This is a genomic window from Paraglaciecola chathamensis S18K6 (assembly GCA_000314955.1).
Taxonomy (GTDB): Bacteria; Pseudomonadota; Gammaproteobacteria; order Enterobacterales; family Alteromonadaceae; genus Paraglaciecola; species Paraglaciecola chathamensis.
This window is the reverse complement of record BAEM01000008.1, coordinates 1-16,474: the sequence shown is the minus strand read 5'-3', so window position 1 is coordinate 16,474 and position 16,474 is coordinate 1. Positions and strand designations below refer to the sequence as shown.

12 protein-coding genes are annotated in these 16,474 nt (G+C 46.1%); 6 read left to right on the top strand and 6 right to left on the bottom strand.

Going from position 1 to position 16,474, the window contains the following annotated elements; all coding sequences use genetic code 11:
• Nucleotides 1–57: 57 nt before the first annotated feature.
• Together GCHA_RS03395 and GCHA_RS03390 are read right to left on the bottom strand one after the other, a co-directional pair.
• The gene (locus GCHA_RS03395; protein ID WP_013754758.1) at nucleotides 58–651 is read right to left on the bottom strand and encodes a winged helix DNA-binding protein; all 594 of its coding nucleotides are present in this window, start codon (nucleotides 649–651) and stop codon (nucleotides 58–60) included.
• Complete coding sequence (locus GCHA_RS03390; protein WP_007985057.1) at nucleotides 648–4,403, bottom strand: hydantoinase B/oxoprolinase family protein; 3,756 nt, start codon at nucleotides 4,401–4,403, stop codon at nucleotides 648–650. Before GCHA_RS03390 ends, GCHA_RS03395 begins: the two co-directional genes overlap by 4 nt.
• A gap of 215 nt (nucleotides 4,404–4,618) precedes the next feature.
• On the opposite strand from GCHA_RS03390, the gene GCHA_RS03385 reads away from it, so the two are divergent.
• On the top strand, nucleotides 4,619–5,845 hold the full coding sequence (locus GCHA_RS03385; RefSeq protein ID WP_007985053.1) for an Nramp family divalent metal transporter: 1,227 nt from the start codon (nucleotides 4,619–4,621) through the stop codon (nucleotides 5,843–5,845).
• 84 nt (nucleotides 5,846–5,929) lie between these two features.
• Here GCHA_RS03385 and GCHA_RS03380 read toward each other — a convergent pair whose 3' ends face one another.
• The 3 genes from GCHA_RS03380 to GCHA_RS03370 all read right to left on the bottom strand — a co-directional run bounded on the left by GCHA_RS03380 (nucleotide 5,930) and on the right by GCHA_RS03370 (nucleotide 10,328).
• Nucleotides 5,930–6,376: a DUF3010 family protein gene (locus GCHA_RS03380; protein WP_007985051.1), complete on the bottom strand. Its 447-nt coding sequence runs from the start codon at nucleotides 6,374–6,376 to the stop codon at nucleotides 5,930–5,932.
• 156 nt (nucleotides 6,377–6,532) lie between these two features.
• Nucleotides 6,533–7,819, bottom strand: coding sequence for an MFS transporter (locus tag GCHA_RS03375; RefSeq protein WP_007985050.1), 1,287 nt, complete (start codon nucleotides 7,817–7,819; stop codon nucleotides 6,533–6,535).
• Between the two features lie 82 nt (nucleotides 7,820–7,901).
• Nucleotides 7,902–10,328, bottom strand: coding sequence for a TonB-dependent receptor domain-containing protein (locus GCHA_RS03370; RefSeq protein ID WP_007985048.1), 2,427 nt, complete (start codon nucleotides 10,326–10,328; stop codon nucleotides 7,902–7,904).
• A 313-nt stretch (nucleotides 10,329–10,641) separates the two neighbouring features.
• Here GCHA_RS03370 and GCHA_RS03365 point away from each other — a divergent pair, with 313 nt between their 5' ends.
• Entirely contained in the window at nucleotides 10,642–12,579 is a 1,938-nt protein-coding gene (locus GCHA_RS03365) for an alpha-amylase family protein (protein ID WP_007985047.1), read from the top strand.
• A 129-nt stretch (nucleotides 12,580–12,708) separates the two neighbouring features.
• Here GCHA_RS03365 and GCHA_RS03360 read toward each other — a convergent pair whose 3' ends face one another.
• Complete coding sequence (locus tag GCHA_RS03360) at nucleotides 12,709–13,743, bottom strand: LacI family DNA-binding transcriptional regulator (protein ID WP_083881817.1); 1,035 nt, start codon at nucleotides 13,741–13,743, stop codon at nucleotides 12,709–12,711.
• A gap of 184 nt (nucleotides 13,744–13,927) precedes the next feature.
• Here GCHA_RS03360 and GCHA_RS03355 point away from each other — a divergent pair, with 184 nt between their 5' ends.
• The 4 genes from GCHA_RS03355 to GCHA_RS03340 all read left to right on the top strand — a co-directional run bounded on the left by GCHA_RS03355 (nucleotide 13,928) and on the right by GCHA_RS03340 (nucleotide 16,247).
• Nucleotides 13,928–14,590, top strand: coding sequence for a glutathione S-transferase family protein (locus GCHA_RS03355; protein ID WP_007985043.1), 663 nt, complete (start codon nucleotides 13,928–13,930; stop codon nucleotides 14,588–14,590).
• Between the two features lie 69 nt (nucleotides 14,591–14,659).
• A complete protein-coding gene (locus tag GCHA_RS03350; RefSeq protein ID WP_007985042.1) occupies nucleotides 14,660–14,854 on the top strand; it encodes a zinc ribbon domain-containing protein in 195 nt (64 codons plus the stop codon).
• A 24-nt stretch (nucleotides 14,855–14,878) separates the two neighbouring features.
• Nucleotides 14,879–15,235 (top strand): hypothetical protein, encoded by a 357-nt coding sequence (locus tag GCHA_RS03345; protein WP_007985038.1) that lies wholly within the window; start codon nucleotides 14,879–14,881, stop codon nucleotides 15,233–15,235.
• The gene (locus tag GCHA_RS03340; RefSeq protein WP_007985034.1) at nucleotides 15,204–16,247 is read left to right on the top strand and encodes a hypothetical protein; all 1,044 of its coding nucleotides are present in this window, start codon (nucleotides 15,204–15,206) and stop codon (nucleotides 16,245–16,247) included. Before GCHA_RS03345 ends, GCHA_RS03340 begins: the two co-directional genes overlap by 32 nt.
• Nucleotides 16,248–16,474: the final 227 nt, after the last annotated feature.

Here is a 16,474-nt window from a genome sequence, read left to right as displayed (position 1 = left end):
TTGGCAGGTATTTGAAGCCGCACTTAGTCAGAAATGCGGCTCAAAGCATACAAATTATTACAAAGAAGCAGCAGCTCGAGAGGCTTGGTCGTACAAGCCAGACATGGATCTGAGGGTAGAAGCCAGCTTAGCCAACTCCTGTTGATCTACATCGAGCATCTTTAGCCCGTCGAGTAAACATTGTTCGCGCACTCGGCCGTAATCTTCACAGGCTTTTTTACCTTTAGGCGACGTTGCGTAAAAAATTTCCTTTCCGCGTTTTGTTCCTGTGACCAGTTCCAATTTGAGCAGTTTTTTTATCGCGTAGTTCACTGTATGGGTATCAATGATATTTAATATAAAGGCAATATCGCTCAGACGCTTTTCACGGTTTCGATGATTGATGTTGTGCAATATTAAAATATCTAACACCGCCAGCTCACCGATACCAGCGGCATTGGCGCAGCGCACCATCCACTGGGAAAACGCGTTATACACCACTGTCATGCCGTATTCGACCTCCGACAGTGGCCAGTTTTCATCTGATGCTAAATGCTCAGATGAGACGATTTTTCGCTGAGGTTCGCCCCTTGCCACTTTATCCGTTTGACTCATTGAGCCTTCGCGTTCAGTTGATTCAGCGGGTGCTTTATTCTTTTGACTCACCTTCATTCCCCTTGCTCAGGCGAAGCTGATTTTTTATCGGCAAGCGCGCCAAAACCGCCTCCGGTGGGCGTTTGTATCACCACTACGTCATCTGCTTGTACTTGGGTTTCACCGTTACCGCTTAAATCGAACCATGGCTGCGCGTCTCGCTCAATCCAATTATGCCCAAGTTCCCCTGACTCGCCGCCATTCACGCCGGCCAGAGGGACTTCGCGATGCCCCGATAAAATAGCGCACTGCATATCAGCTAAAAAGCGTATGCGCCTTTCAATTCCATCCCCAGCATCCCACTGGCCTTTACCTCCTGAACCTCGGCGCACAACAAATTTATCCAGCAATACTGGGTATCGTGATTCAAGTATTTCAGGGTCTGTTAGGCGCGAATTGGTCATGTGAGTATGCACTGCCGCAGCCCCGTCAAAGCCCGGCCCTGCAGGCGCACCCGAACAAATGGTTTCATAGTATTGATACTCTGCATTTCCAAAGGTCAGGTTATTCATGGTGCCTTGGCTCATACCCAGCGAGCCTAACGCACCAAATAAGGCATTCGTCGCTGCTTGGCTAACCTCAACGTTACCCGCAACCACAGCCGCGGGATAAACAGGATTGAGCATAGAGCCTTGTGGCACGGTAATACTAAGGGGGCGCATACAACCTGCATTAAGAGGAATATCACTGTCGACCAGACAGCGAAACACATACAGTACCACCGCTTGAGTGATCGCAGCGGGCGCATTGAAGTTATTTGGTTGCTGGGCGCTTGTACCCGTAAAATCGATACGGGCGCTACGTTCTTGCTGATCAACTTCAACGGTTACACAAATTTGTAAGCCACCGTCCATTTGATAGCGATACTCGCCACCTTCAATAGTCTCTATGGTGCGTCTTACGCTTTCTTCTGCGTTATCCATAATGTGTTGGGTGTAGGCATTGACCACCGGCAAGCTGTATTCGTCGACCAGTTTAAGCAGCTCTTGATAACCTCGGCGATTCGCCCCAATCTGCGCCTGTAGGTCGGCCACATTCTGGGCGAAATTGCGCACAGGGTGAGTCGCCCCTAGCATTAATGCTTTGAGCTCATCATGTAAAAAACGCCCTTTTGATACCAGCTTCATGCAAGGAATAACCACCCCTTCTTCAACGATGGTTTTCGCTTTCGGTGACATAGAGCCAGGTGCAATACCGCCTATATCAGCGTGGTGCGCCCTGCTTGCCACGTAGAAGATCACCTTGTCATCTTGTTTATCAAAAATGGGGGTAATAACAGTAACATCAGGCAAGTGTGAGCCGCCATTGAACGGGTCGTTATGAATAAACACGTCCCCTGGTTCAATGCTCAAACCACTTTGAATCAACACTTTAACCGTGGCATCCATGGAGCCCAAATGCACTGGTATATGAGGTGCGTTAGCGATTAACTGGCCTTGTACATCAAATACCGCACAGGAAAAGTCTAACCGCTCTTTGATGTTGACCGAAGAAGACGTATTGCGCAGCACGATACCCATTTGCTCCGCTATAGACATAAACTGGTTATTGAATATTTCTACCAGTACAGGATCGCTTTGCTCACTAGCTGCTGAAGCCGCTACAGAACTTTGATCTTGGTTGTTGTCGTTTTCTAAGGCGCCAGTAACGTTCTTTTTCAGCACTAAATGCTTATGGGCTGTCATGCTGGCGGTCCAGTTTGGCTCAACAATCACTGTGCCATTGTCCTCAATGATAATCGCCGGCCCCGGCACGTTATGCCCTGGTAGTAATTGTTCCAGTTGATAAATAGGCGTGTTGTGCCAAGCCCCTGCAGAGAATATTTGCGTGCTGTTTTGCGCAGCGGGCAACACATCGTTCGTCAGTGGATAAAGTGGCTCATTAATATCTTGCCCGCCACCAGCAGATTCCATGGAAATAGATTCAACGATGATCTCTTTATCAGGAGAGATAAAGCCATACTGGGCCTTATGCTGCGTCTCGAAGTCTTGTTGCATCTTGTCCATAGCGCCATGGCTGACAGGTAAAGTAGTATCGGTTCCCTGATAACGTAAAAATACCGTTGCACTATGGGTTTGCGCGCTTTCATCTATTCCTTGCTCTAGCAGCTCTTCGCTGGTGTGCGTTTTTAACCGCGCGAAAGCCGCGTTTAATGCTTCGAGTCCACTGGTATCCATCACCTGTTGAAAGGTTTCAGTGCGCTGACTGCGAATATCCGCTAACCCCATGCCATAGGCTGATAAAATACTGGCGAAGGGGTGAATAAAGATAGTGTGCATGCCTAGCCTGTCTGCTACCAAACATGCGTGCTGACCACCCGCACCACCAAAACAGGTCAATGCGTACTGCTGCACGTCATAGCCCCGTTCAATAGAAATTTTCTTGATCGCTTGGGCCATATGCTCAATTGCTATGGTTAAAAACCCTTCCGCTATTTGCTCACCGCTACTGGCTGTACCTTGTTGCTGCGCAATCTTTGCAAAGGCCGCTTTTACCGCTTCATCATCGATAGCTTGGTTATGCTGTGGGCCAAACAACTTGGGGAAAAATCGCGGGTCGACTTTGCCTAAACACACGTTGGCGTCAGTCACTGTCAGGGGCCCGCCGTTTCGATAAGACATGGGGCCAGGAAATGCGCCCGCTGATTCAGGACCTACTCGAAAACGCTGCTCATCCACATGCAGCACCGAACCACCACCGGCGGCTACCGTATGCACACTCATCATGGGTACACTCATACGCACACCCGCCACTTGGGTTTCAAAGGCACGTTCAAATTCACCAGCATAGTGAGATACGTCTGTGGATGTACCGCCCATATCAAAGCCAATTATTTTATTAAAACCCGCTAATTCACTGGTACGCACAGCGCCAATGATGCCCCCTGCAGGGCCAGATAAAATCGCATCACGCCCCTGAAATTTGCTGGCAGCAGTTAAGCCCCCTGATGAGCGCATAAACTGTAGGCGCTTGCTATCCGTCGAGCCTGCTTGCTCAGCACGTGTTTCAGCACCAATGGCTTTCCCCACTCGCTGCACATAGCGTCGCAAAATGGGCGATAAATAAGCATCAACCACTGTGGTATCCCCTCGTGGCACGATGCGCACCATAGGGCTCACATCATGACTGGTGCTAATTTGGCTAAAACCAATTTCTTTGGCAATTTGCGCAATACGCAGCTCGTGCTGTGGGTATTTATAAGCATGCATCAGCACTATGGCTACTGAACGATACCCTGCTACATATCGCTGTTGCAGGCTTTGACGCACAGCGTCTTCATTTAAAGCCTTGAGCGTGTTGCCTTGATCATCCATACGCTCAGGCACTTCGATCACGTCTTGATACAACACCTCTGGCTTTTCGATGTTCAAAGCGAAGGTTTTAGGGCGCACTTGATAACCGATTTCAAGCACATCGCGCAGACCTTCGGTGATCACAAGTACGGTGGCTTCGCCCTTACGTTCTAGCAACGCGTTGGTGGCCACGGTAGTACCCATTTTAACGCTACCAATGAGATCCGTAGGAATAGGAGCTTGGCCGTCAACCTCAAGAAAGTCACGAATACCTTGTAAAGCGGCGTCTTCGTAAGCGGTTGGGTTTTCAGATAGCAGCTTTCTCGTCAGTAGCTGCCCTTGGGGGGTTTTGGCCACAATGTCAGTAAACGTACCGCCTCTATCTACCCAAAAGTCCCAGCGCTGGGCATCTGTATTAGCCGTATCTGAAGAAGATTGCGGTTCAGGAGTAGAATGTTCGCTGGCAGTACGTGTCATGTTTTTATCCCTTTGGGTAACTCGATAAAGATGTGCTTAACTTCAATCTAACCATTCGATGATAATTTATCAACATTTTATAAATATAATGTTGATATGCGTTTTTTATGTTGCTAAGTTGACCTAGCAACAAAGCTAACTGATATGCTTGCTCCACGTAGATAAGGCTCAACTGAATTAGATTCGCTCAAGCGAACACAAAGGGAACACCTAATATGGCGTCACTGAACTTTTTAAAAAACGTAGGGCCTGGGGCCTTAGTAGCCGCGGCCTTTATTGGCCCGGGCACAGTGACTGTGTGTACATTAGCCGGGGCGAATTTTGGATATACCTTGTTGTGGGCGTTACTGTTCGCCACTGTTGCAACCATTATTTTCCAAGAAATGTCTGGCCGATTGGGCACCATAGCGCAAAAAGGTTTAGGTGAAGCCCTGCGAGAAAGCTTGCAACATTCCATCTGGAAGTGGCCGTTATTTGCGCTTATCGCGATAGCATTATATGGCGGCAATGCCGCATACGAAGCGGGCAATTTGTCTGGGGCGGCTCTTGGGGTAAGTGCGATACTCGATGAACCGAGCGACAATGTGTTCACATGGACCATTATCATCATTGCTCTTGTGGCCGCACTTGCACTTTGGCGCGGCAGCTACAAGCAAGTAGAGCGTCTACTTATGGCGTTGGTGCTGTTCATGGGAGTAGCATTTATCAGTACCTTTATTGTCAGTCGCCCAGATCTAGCTGCGTTCATGCAAGGTATGTTTACCCCAAGCATAGAGAATGAAAGCTTAGTGACTGTGGTTGCCTTAATTGGCACCACCGTTGTGCCCTATAACCTCTTTTTACATGCCTCTGCCGCGAAAGCCCGCTGGCAAGGTGAAGCCGACTTACCCGCAGCGCGAACAGATTCAATTGTATCCATTGGCCTAGGCGGCTTGGTTGCCATGTTTATTGTATCAACCGCCGCCGCAAGCTTATTTTCTCGCGGTTTAGGGGCCAGTAGCGCCGCCGATATGGCCATTCAGTTAGAGCCTTTATTCGGTAGCTTTTCGAAATATTTATTAGGCGCTGGGCTTTTCGCCGCAGGGTTGAGTAGTTCGTTGACTGCGCCCTTAGCAACAGCGTATGCGATTACCGAAATCATTAACCCGAACGCCAACATAAAAGAGAAAATCTTTCGCGGCGTTAGCTTAAGTGTGCTGTTGGTGGGCGTGGTATTCGCTTTAAGTGGTGCCAAGCCAATTAACATCATCATTGGTGCCCAGTTTGCCAATGGCTTGTTGCTGCCCATCATTGCTGCCTTCTTACTTTACACCATGAACAACAAAGCGCTGCTGGGTAAACACACCAATGGCTTAGTCGCTAATAGCTTGGGCGCAATCGTGTTTTTAGTCTCTGTAGGGCTCGGTGTGCGCTTAGTGCTTAAATCATTATCAGTCATGTAGCGGTTATTCAAACCTACTTAAGCAGGTACAAAAAAAGGCGCTAAGCGCCTTTTTTCAATTCTGAATTGTCACTGTACCTGAGCGTTATTCATCTTTCGGCGCGTATTTGTCTTTCATCAAATAAGCGAACGCGGTATTAAACGCGGTTTCTTGAAACACTTTCAGCCCTGTTTCAGCATAGGGAATATGCACTGGGTTACGACGTAATGATTCTTTTATATCTGTTGGTGACATGATCACCACGTCTAAATCTTCAATAAGCTCAATTGCGGCTTCAAGTTTAAAGCCCACCGCGCCTCCAGCAAATTTGCCTTTCATCGGCCGCTGGCGAATAACCACTTTATCTACCTGGTAATCAGCCATTAGTTTGGCGAAGGTCTGCTGAAAATAGCGTAAATCTTTACTGCTATTGATGTTGGTTAATGTGAGACGGCGGCTGCGAAAATCTGGCAACTGAAACACGTCATCTGCCAAAGACAACAAGCACACATTTACATCATTACTGTTTAATTCAACACCACAAACTTTCATATATCACCTAACTTGTTAAGACCGGCGCAGTATAACGCATTGCTCACTCAGGATCTTGACATAATTAGCCTGAAATCTCAGCCAAGAATAACAGCTTCGTTTTCACCACCAGCGCAACATACCAGCGCAAAATAATGGCATAAGGCGATATGATCCCTAGCTGTATTCTACTGCTTCGATTTCACGTAAACGTTTCTCGGTGGGGTTAAAAACAAAGTTATATAACAGGCCTAAAAACAACACCACACTAAACCCAGTTGCTACCATAAATCCGTATTTTGCATCTCCGCCGAAGGCATCACTGACTAAGCCCATAATAAATGGCCCTGCTGCTGCCCCTGCGGCGGTGAAGAATAAAATCACCCCAGCCACAGTGCCATGCTCACTTTTAGCAAAGCAGCAAATTCCTTTTGAGTTAAAGGTCGGGTAAATGACTGACATAAATACGCCAGTAAGTGGAAACGCATACAAAGCAACGTTCTTTCCTCCTGCTAAACCTGCGATAAAACACAAGGTAATAGCAAGACTAAACAACATTAACACTAAGGCCCAATTGTAGCGTTGCATCATCCAAATCCCGACAAACCGGCCAAGGGCTCGCAGTGAGAAGAATACAGAAACCGCGTACATCGCCAGCATTTTTTGCGGCCCATCAGTGTAACAAGCGAAAGACTCTGACACGCTCATGGCATCACAGACTAGGTAACTAGGCATCCATACGTAGATGGCGCTTTCTGCGGCAACATATAAAAAAGCCCCGATTGAGAACCCCATAGCATAAGGGTTTTTCAGCAATCTTAAGCTACTGATAAAACTCACCGGTTTCTGGCCGTGTGTTGGCGGCGCCTGAACCGGATAGTCTGCTTTCCAAGCCATCAATATGAGTAAGGTGCATAACCCGCCCGCGAGCACATAGAGTAACTTCCAGTCAACGCCTTCACGTACCATCCAAGCAACAATCAACGGCCCAATAATCGCACCTACGCCAAAGAATGCTTCGGCTCCGTTCATGGTGCCTGTATGCTCTTTAGTAGAACGCGATATGTCACCAATCAGCGCTAGGGCGGCGGTTTTAAACACCCCCACCGCTAAACCGGAAAGCGTAATCAAGCCTAAAATGAATTCGAAGCTAGAACCGACCAAGAATAAATAACAAGACAGGGCAAATAGTGCCAACCCAAGGATAATGGTTTTCTTGCGGCCAAATTTATCAGCTAAAAACCCTAAAAATAGCCCTGAGAAAGCGATACCAATCATGAAAAGCGAATGCATTAGACTGGCTTGTGTATTACTCACATCAAACTCACGTTTGACTTCTTTTATGATTTCACCCACCGAGTCAGATGTCATCGCGAACATCATAAACATCAAATACGTCAGCCAGCGTATTAAGTGCACATTTTTTTCGTGCATCGCAGTGGCGGCTCCAATATCAGTTTGCATCTAGTGCGCCTCGTTTTAGCAATAATGTCTTGGTCAATAGTCATTCGCTAGCCAGTGATTTACTGGCTAGCGAGCCTCGGGATTAGAACTGATATTTCAACGTCATAGACGTCGTTCTGCCGTTAATTGAACGTGCGCGAATGATGCTTTGATCACTAGCCACAGCGCCTTCCTCAGCCTCGGTAATACCCACAGTATCAAACAGGTTATTAACGTTTATTGCCACACTTAAGGCGTCAGTGATGTAGTAATCAGCAAATGCATTGACTTGGGTATAACCGTCAAACTTCAACTCATTGCTATCTTGTGCGTAAGCATCTGTGGTACCAATAAAGTTCACACCCACGGCGGCCATGTCCATTTGGTATTGCGCCGTTAACTGATAGATAAAATCAGCTTGGCGACGAGGCGTATTGCCAACCACATCTGGAGTGACATTGTCTTCAACAATTTCAGCGTCCGTCCAGGTGAAGCCACCTTTTATCGTTAAGTTATCACGCGTGTAGGCAACTTCCGTTTCAATACCATATGCCTCGTATACTCTATCGAAGAATTTTTGGCTGGTCGCTTCAAAGTTTTGCTCTTCTGTTTCGGCGTAGAAACCTGTCACAAATACACCTAAACCTGATTGACGATATTTAACCCCGGCTTCTACTTGATTTACCATGTCCACGGCGTCAGCGGTAGCCACACTGCCATCTTGATTAATTTTACCGAAAGCCAAACGATCGGCATTCGCTCGACCGCCACGACTGATTCGGGCAAACGTTGCTAAATCATCGTTAACTCGATAGTTACCACCAATAGAGTATGAGGTGTAATCCCAGTCGTAATCCACCACACTGGCGTTAGCTAAATCAATCCCTACTACATTCATTTCAGGCTGAGAGATTTGCCCGTCACGGTTGACATCAAGTGTACTGGTGACTGCGCCTGCGTATGAGCCAAAGGCGTCTCCACTGTCTCTACGTACACTGGCTTCCCATGTAAAATCACCATATTCACCCGCTAGCGCTAAATAAGGAGCACTGATATCGTATTGAATGTCATAATTACGTTGGCAGCAATTTCCCCAAAAAGGAGTGCCGTACGCGTACAAGCCGTTCTCAGAGTATTGGGTTCCATCTGCACCAACCACGTTTAGCAGCGCCGCATTATCCCCTTTTACTTCCATCAAGTACGAGTTCCACAACCAGCTCATATCGATGTTTTGGCGAGACTTATAATACCCAGCAGTAACAGAGATATCGCCGAAGCTACGCGATAATTGCAGGTCATTCACGTAAGAACCAAAGTCGTTCATTTCTACATCGAAAGTGTGCGTGCGCATAACTAGACCGTTGCCGGTCGCGTCAGTAAATGCTTGCCCAGCACTTGGACCATTTGCATACTCAAGTGATGCACCCGCACCACCAATGCTCTGAGCAATAGAGGTAGGGTCTGCCACTTCAGCTGGAAACGGGCTATTAAAACTGCCGGAAACATCAGAAAAACGGAATTTGTTGACTAAGGTCCAATCTTCGCTGACATCAAAATTCGCCTCAAAACCAATACTGGTTACCGACGGATTCATACCATTTGCAATACTGCCTCGGGTGATCTGATTGTCACCGTTCAAACGCACGGTATCTTGCAAGTAAACACTGTGTGGCGTGTCACTTTGGGCGTCAAAACCTGGAATTGAGTCACCATTGGCGTACATAGGCATAGGTAAATAACCGATACTCTTGTCATCTAGGTGCTTAAAGTAAACTCGGATAAACCCAGTATCGAATTCTTTGGTGAGGTTTGCCTTGATTTGACCACCTGAATTGGCGTTATAGCCCGCCTCTCTTGGTCCCTCACCTTCCCGGAAAAAGCCCCCAATGTGGAAACGCATGGTGTCACTGATATCACCACCGTATTCAAAATCAGTACGAGTCGTGTCGTAATCCAAACCGATAGTGGTTGAGATGCTGCCACCTTCACTATCACCTGTTTTACTTATAAAGTTGATAATGCCGCCGGGCGAATTACTCGCCAAGGTTGAAGATGAACCACCACGAATAGCATCAATCGTGGCAATAGTTGAATCAGCACGCAAGAAAATATCTGCATTACCAAAGGCAACATCACCAAACTGCATAACCGGTAAACCATCTTCTTGTAATACTAAAAACTTAGCGCCACCAGATGCTACGGGTAAGCCACGAACCGCAATGTTTGCGTTACCTTCACCGCCGGTAGACTCAGAACGGATACCCGGTATTGAGCGAAACACTTCCGCTGTTGCGCGAGGCGCAGCAACGGCGAAATCCTCTGGGCTTATAGAACTAACCGAGACACTTGAATCCATTTTGGTGCCACCGCGCACAGAGCCGGTAACAACAATTTGTTCAAATCCTAGGGCATCTTGTGCATCATTCGCGGCTTGCGGGCTTTCACCCTGTTCTTGTTGTGCAATAAGGGGCGCACTAAATGTTAAAGCGATTGCCATAGATATGGCGCTACGGTTAAAGGGTGTGCTCATGTGTGTTTCTCCGTTTAATACCTGCTTAAGTACCTGTTTAGCGTCAACCTAGGGTTGGCTAGTGTCCCCCATGTTCAGTGTAGGGCAAGGCCGAGCACTGAACATGAGTTTAATAAAATAATGTGTAACGTCAAAAACGATTTGTAGAAGCATTTAAAAAATTAACTTAATCGTTTAAGATAACTGTAATAAAGCTAACAAAGAAATTAACATTTGTAAAACATTTGTTGATTATTTATCAAATTAATGGGCTAATATGATCATTAATTGAGTTTAACATTAAATCTTAAACGTATAAGTTTATAGGTGAGAAATGGATATAGAACGTGAATACAAGCGCTCATTAGAGCGCATTTTAACTGGCTTAGATTTAAGCGGAATGTCCAAACGTGAGCAGGCAGTGTTCATTGACCGTTTAAATGAACAATTTCCTCGGCTTTTCGCTTTATTGGTAGAGATCTATGGTCAGCGGTATGATTTTTTTTACTATCTACAACAGCTGGTTCAAACATTGGCAAACGGATTCGCTAAACGCTCAAACGTTCTTAAGCAAAAAGACAATGCTAGGTTGGCTGCCCCTCATTGGTATCAAGGTGAAAACATGTTGGGCATGGCGTGCTACGTGGATTTATTCGCCGGTGATTTAAAGGGCTTACAGCAGCGCATTCCTTACTTAGTCGAAACCGGCATAACCTATTTACACCTGATGCCGCTTTATGATTCGCCTAAAGGAGACAGTGACGGTGGCTATGCGGTCTCTGATTATCGCAAAGTAAATGACACGCTCGGTACCAATAAAGATCTGGAAGAATTATCAAAAGCACTCGCTGAAGCAGGCATTAGCCTGGTACTTGATTTTGTGTTTAACCATACATCAGATGAACACCCTTGGGCGCTGGCTGCCAAAGCCGGTGATCAAAAATATCAAGAGTTTTACTACATGTTTGATGACAAACACGTGCCTGACGAATACGAAAAGCATCTCAGAGAAATATTTCCTCAAGTGCGTCGTGGTAACTTCAGCTGGGATAGCGATAGCAATAAATGGGTTTGGACCACCTTTAATAATTTCCAGTGGGATCTAAATTACACCAATCCAGCTGTGTTCAATGCCATCACAGATGAGATGCTCTATTTAGCGAATCTGGGATGCGAAGCGCTGCGCTTAGACGCTCTGGCATTTATCTGGAAAGAAATGGGCACAAATTGCGAAAACCAAGCTAAAGCTCACAGTTTGATTCAAGCATTTAACAGTTGCTTGCAGATTGCTGCGCCTGCTGTGGTGTTTAAATCTGAAGCCATTGTGCACCCTGATGAAGTGCTGAAATACATTGACAAACAAGAGTGTCAACTGTCTTACAATCCCCTGTTGATGGCACTAATTTGGAATACTCTAGCCACCAGAGATACTCATTTATTGACTGAGTCCATGCAGAAAAGCTTTGAGATATCGCCTGATTGCGCTTGGGTAAATTATGTACGCTGCCACGATGATATCGGTTGGACCTTCGATGATGCAGTAGCAGGACAACAAGGGGTGAATGGTTATGATCATCGTCGTTTTCTTAACCAATTCTATACAGGTCGCTTCGAGGGCTCGTTTGCCACTGGCGTTGCATTCGGTGAAAACCCAAGTAACGGAGATTGCCGTGTCTGTGGCTCTTTGGCTTCGTTAGCGGGCTTAGAACAAGGTATTGAGCAAAATAATGCAACATTGATCGAGCATGCCGTGGCGCGAATTTTAATGGTTCACAGCATCATTTTAAGTATCGGTGGTATTCCGTTGATTTATTCTGGTGATGAATTGGCCCTGCTTAATGATTATAGCTACGAACAAGACGACAGTAAAAAACACGATGAACGTTGGGTGCAAAGGATCCCAGTAACAGATGCCGACATACAAGCCAGTAAGAAAAAAGATACACCACAAAATTGTGTGGCAACTGGCTTAAAAACGCTTATCGGTCTGCGCAAGCAATACAGCGTTTTTGGTCAAGCAAGCACTCGGATTATCACCCCTCACCAGAACGCAGTATTTGCTTATCAGCGCACGGCAAAAGATGGCACGTCTTTGCTGGCCATTTGTAATTTTAGTGAACATAAACAAAGGGTATCAAGTATTACACTAGGTTTGGGTAATGGCGATGTATGGCAAGATTTGCTGTCCTCTGTGCGGGTTTCTCCCGCTCCTCAAGAACTTGACCTCGCACCCTATCAGGTGATGTGGTTACTCAATTCGCAACCCGTGTAGTGGGTTGCGAATTAAGGGCAGCGAATTTAGGTTTGCGGATTTAAGGCTGCCGGTTGAGCTGTAAGTTGTGAGTTGTGAGTTGTGAGTTGTAAGCTAAGAGCTGTAAGTGTTGAGACACATTCTAGCCAACTAGCCACAACTGGCTCTAATCACCAGTCGAGTATCGAGTATCACACTGTCTTTAGACTCATTATTCAGCAAAAGCCGGGTTGCCACTCGGCCTTTCTCTGAGCTTTGCTGACACACAGTCGTTAACCCTGGTGAGCTGCGCTGCGCCTCTGGGATATCGTCAAACCCTGTCACTTTTACCTGCTGTGGAATAGCAATATTCAGCTCGTTCGCCACTCTCAGTACACTGAGCGCAATCACATCACTCATGCATAAAATCACTTCAGGCAAAGGGTTGAGGGTCAAAGCCTCTTTGGCGGCTATTTCTGCCATTTCTGGGGTATTAAGCGGTATATGCCAAACGTGACTAGGTGAGATTGCTAATTGCTGCCCTTCAAACGCACGCAAATATCCTTTTAATCGACTACGAGATATTTCTTTTGACTCAACACTCATATCTTGTGCTGTGAGACGGCAGATACGTTGCGAGTCGACCAAGCGCAAGCCTAGCACGGCAGCATGCTTCGGCTTATTAGCTAGTGCGTGACTCGCAACGCTAAAAGCCCCCTCTTCATTGTTAATATTAACAGATTCGCTATCGTGAGTTTCAAAGTCCACGGCAATAATTGGCTTACCTGAGCGACTGACTCGCTCAAAAATATCGCCGCTAGGGGCACCGTAGAAAATAAAACCATCAGGCAGTGACTCAGCACTGCTTTGCTCTAGCTCGTCTGATTCACTTGAAAGCAATAACAGTTGTTTCTTATTTTCACCCAATACCTCAGCCACGCCTTGCAGAAATTGACTGGCAACAGGATCCGAAAGGCTGTAGCTAATGGAATCCGCGAGGACCACGGCTACTACATCTGATGCCCCTTTTCGTAATGAGCGGGCGGCAAAATTCGGCCCGTGATAACCCAGCTCAGCTGATTCCCTTAAGATCCGCTCACGTAACTTGGCTGACAATTGATCCGGGCGATTAAACGCATTAGAAACCGTCGCCGTAGACACTCCGAGCTGTTGAGATACTTGTTTTAAATTGAGTTTTTTATTGATAACTGTGACTTTCGATGAACCTTAATTGCGCCATAAGTTAGCACAAGTGGTAATGAAGTCGCTAGCGCAAACCCGTGCACAACCAAGGTAAACGCCAGTGATAGTTAACTATCACTACTTGCATGTTGAGAAGCGTCTCGGGTTATCTGATGATGAAGGGTAAACCACCACAGTGAGAACCAAGATGCTTAAATTATATGGATTCGATGTCAGTAATTACTTCAACATGATCAAATTAGCCTTAGCCCACAAAGGCCTAGACTACGAAGTAGTTAATGTTTACCCCAATCAAGAACCTGAATTTCTAGCTAAAAGCCCGATGGGCAAAGTCCCTGCCCTTGAAACAGAAGACGGGATCATTGTTGAAACGAATATCATCATGGAATATCTCGACGCTAAGTATCCAGATAAACCACTCTACCCTGCTGACCCGTTCGCCCAAGCCAGAGTCAAAGAATTGGTCAAATTCATGGAACTGTATTTAGAACTACCAGCACGGCGCTGCCACCCCGAAGCTTTCTTCGGCTCAAAAGTCAGTGATGAAACACGTAAAGAAGTAAAACGTGCGCTATTTAGAGGCATGACGGGGCTTAATAGACTGGCTTCTTTCTCACCTTATGTGGCAGGTGACGCATTTAGTGCGGCAGATATTATGTTTTTATACAGCGTTGATTTAGCCGCTGGTGTTGCACATAAGCTGTATGAGGTTGATTTACTAGATGGCTCCACTGGGGCTAAAAACCTGATGGCAAAATTAAACGAATTACCTGAAGTACAAAAAATCGCTGCCGATCGCAAGGCCGCTAATAAAGCCTTTGTGGAGTATGTAACAAGTTTTCAAAAATAAAGCACGATAAACGGTAGGAAGATTACCCAATCTTCCTTTACCATATAAGGCTCATATAGGAGTACCAAAATGAGCCTTACATCAAACGCTGAGTTCAGTTGCCCATACTGCATGGAAATCAATGATATAGAAATTGATCAAGACAACGATGTCAATCAGCAGCAAATTGTAGATTGTCAGGTTTGTTGCAGCCCTATAGAAATCCTCATTACCCAAGACAGTGATAACGACTTCATTATTCACGCTCGAACCGACAGCGAATAGCCTGTTTTTATACGGAGTTCTACTTTGATTGATATTTTCCATGCGTCAGACTCTTTACGACGTAAATTGCACACCATAGACAACGAGCGCGACTTGATGCAGCTCGTGATGAAAAACCTAAGTCAGTATCGTTTCGCTACTCGCGTTGAGCATAGTGAATTAGATATTGCGTTTGCCGCTTCTGGTGGGCCCAGCCATTTCGCCAATGGTGATGCTGCCAATATTGCATGTACCCCAGCGGTGAATCGCCCCACTGAATTCAATGACATCTTACTTGAGCGTCAAACTGGCTATATTAACCTGTCGACGCCGGCTGGTTTTATCCCGTTAGTTGACGCAGTAGAGCGCAATGGTTTCTTGCATAAAAAACTACTTAGCTAAAAATGCCCGTCCGGGCAAACACAATGGCGGTCTTACAGGCCGCTATTTAGCTCGCTATATAAAAAGTGTTGTCAGCGTTTTATTCCCGCTAATCATCGTGGTTATGACCCCTATCCACTTTGCTCACAGTGAGCAAATCAGCTTTAATAAAACGCCTCTCGAAAACGATGTTCAATTAAGCTACAAGTGGCGTGACCATGCGAATGAAAAGCATCAGTTTTCATTCACCTTGCCTTTGGAGCAGGTCAAAAACCGTCATCATAAACGCTTTGTGCCTGAACAAGTGACCCGCTATCAGCAAATCGCCATGCTCAAAGAACGAAACAAAATTGACGCCAAAGATGCGCGTATCGAAATAAAGCGCATAGGTGAAAGCCTGCAACTGAGCGTGCGAAGTCGTTCTGAAGAGCAGGTAAAAAAATACCAAAAACAATTACTGCAAGCCAAAGATGATGCATTCGAGCAATATTTAGAGGATCACTACTATACCCAATTCAGTAATTATCTGGGCCAAGAAGGCATCAAACCCGACCATTTGCGTTACATAAAAGAAAACCAAACGCTTTTAAAACCTTTCGCCGAAGCTATGTATGCCGAAGCGTCTGAGAGCCCAGACATGCGCGCTTTTCTAAACTTATTGTTAGGTTGGCTACAGAGTATTCCTTATGACGATTTGGAAAGCCGAGTATCCTCTAACGGCGCAGGTTTCTCTCCACCTTTCACCCTGCTCAGTAACAACCAAGGAGATTGTGATAGCAAGTCGGTATTGATGGCCAGTGTTATTCGTGCGCTGTTCCCAGACATCGAATTAGTCATGCTCTACTTACCTAACCATGCTTTATTGGGTATCGCCATGTCCCCTCAAAAAGATGAAGCAAGCATGCTGATAAATGGCGAAGAATATTTATTGATGGAGCCCACTGGACCGGCGCTTTTTTCATTGAACGAAGTTGCCCCAAGCAGTCAACGCTTCCTCGATACGCGTATGTACAGCTACGAAGTTATTCCCTAACACTATCAGCTCAGCGCTGTAGCGCTCTTTCTATTTTTTAGAGAACAAATTAAACAAGAATTGATAATTGCCATGCGCTTATCAACGGCCGTGGGGTATATCTAACAATACTGACGTTCATAACTAAGTGACTAATTATGACCCCATACGATATTGCGCTTCTGCTCCATATTTTGCTTTTTTGCTATTGGCTAGGCGGCGATGTAGGTGTGTTCTACTCAAGTCAA

Excerpts from the sequence above, each read along its gene's own strand:
- GCHA_RS03395 (WP_013754758.1), bottom strand. The coding sequence starts at position 651 with ATGAAGGTGAGTCAAAAGAATAAAGCACCCGCTGAATCAACTGAACGC.
- GCHA_RS03390 (WP_007985057.1), bottom strand. The coding sequence starts at position 4,403 with ATGACACGTACTGCCAGCGAACATTCTACTCCTGAACCGCAATCTTCT.
- GCHA_RS03385 (WP_007985053.1), top strand. The coding sequence starts at position 4,619 with ATGGCGTCACTGAACTTTTTAAAAAACGTAGGGCCTGGGGCCTTAGTA.
- GCHA_RS03380 (WP_007985051.1), bottom strand. The coding sequence starts at position 6,376 with ATGAAAGTTTGTGGTGTTGAATTAAACAGTAATGATGTAAATGTGTGC.
- GCHA_RS03375 (WP_007985050.1), bottom strand. The coding sequence starts at position 7,819 with ATGCAAACTGATATTGGAGCCGCCACTGCGATGCACGAAAAAAATGTG.
- GCHA_RS03370 (WP_007985048.1), bottom strand. The coding sequence starts at position 10,328 with ATGAGCACACCCTTTAACCGTAGCGCCATATCTATGGCAATCGCTTTA.
- GCHA_RS03365 (WP_007985047.1), top strand. The coding sequence starts at position 10,642 with ATGGATATAGAACGTGAATACAAGCGCTCATTAGAGCGCATTTTAACT.
- GCHA_RS03355 (WP_007985043.1), top strand. The coding sequence starts at position 13,928 with ATGCTTAAATTATATGGATTCGATGTCAGTAATTACTTCAACATGATC.
- GCHA_RS03350 (WP_007985042.1), top strand. The coding sequence starts at position 14,660 with ATGAGCCTTACATCAAACGCTGAGTTCAGTTGCCCATACTGCATGGAA.
- GCHA_RS03340 (WP_007985034.1), top strand. The coding sequence starts at position 15,204 with ATGGTTTCTTGCATAAAAAACTACTTAGCTAAAAATGCCCGTCCGGGC.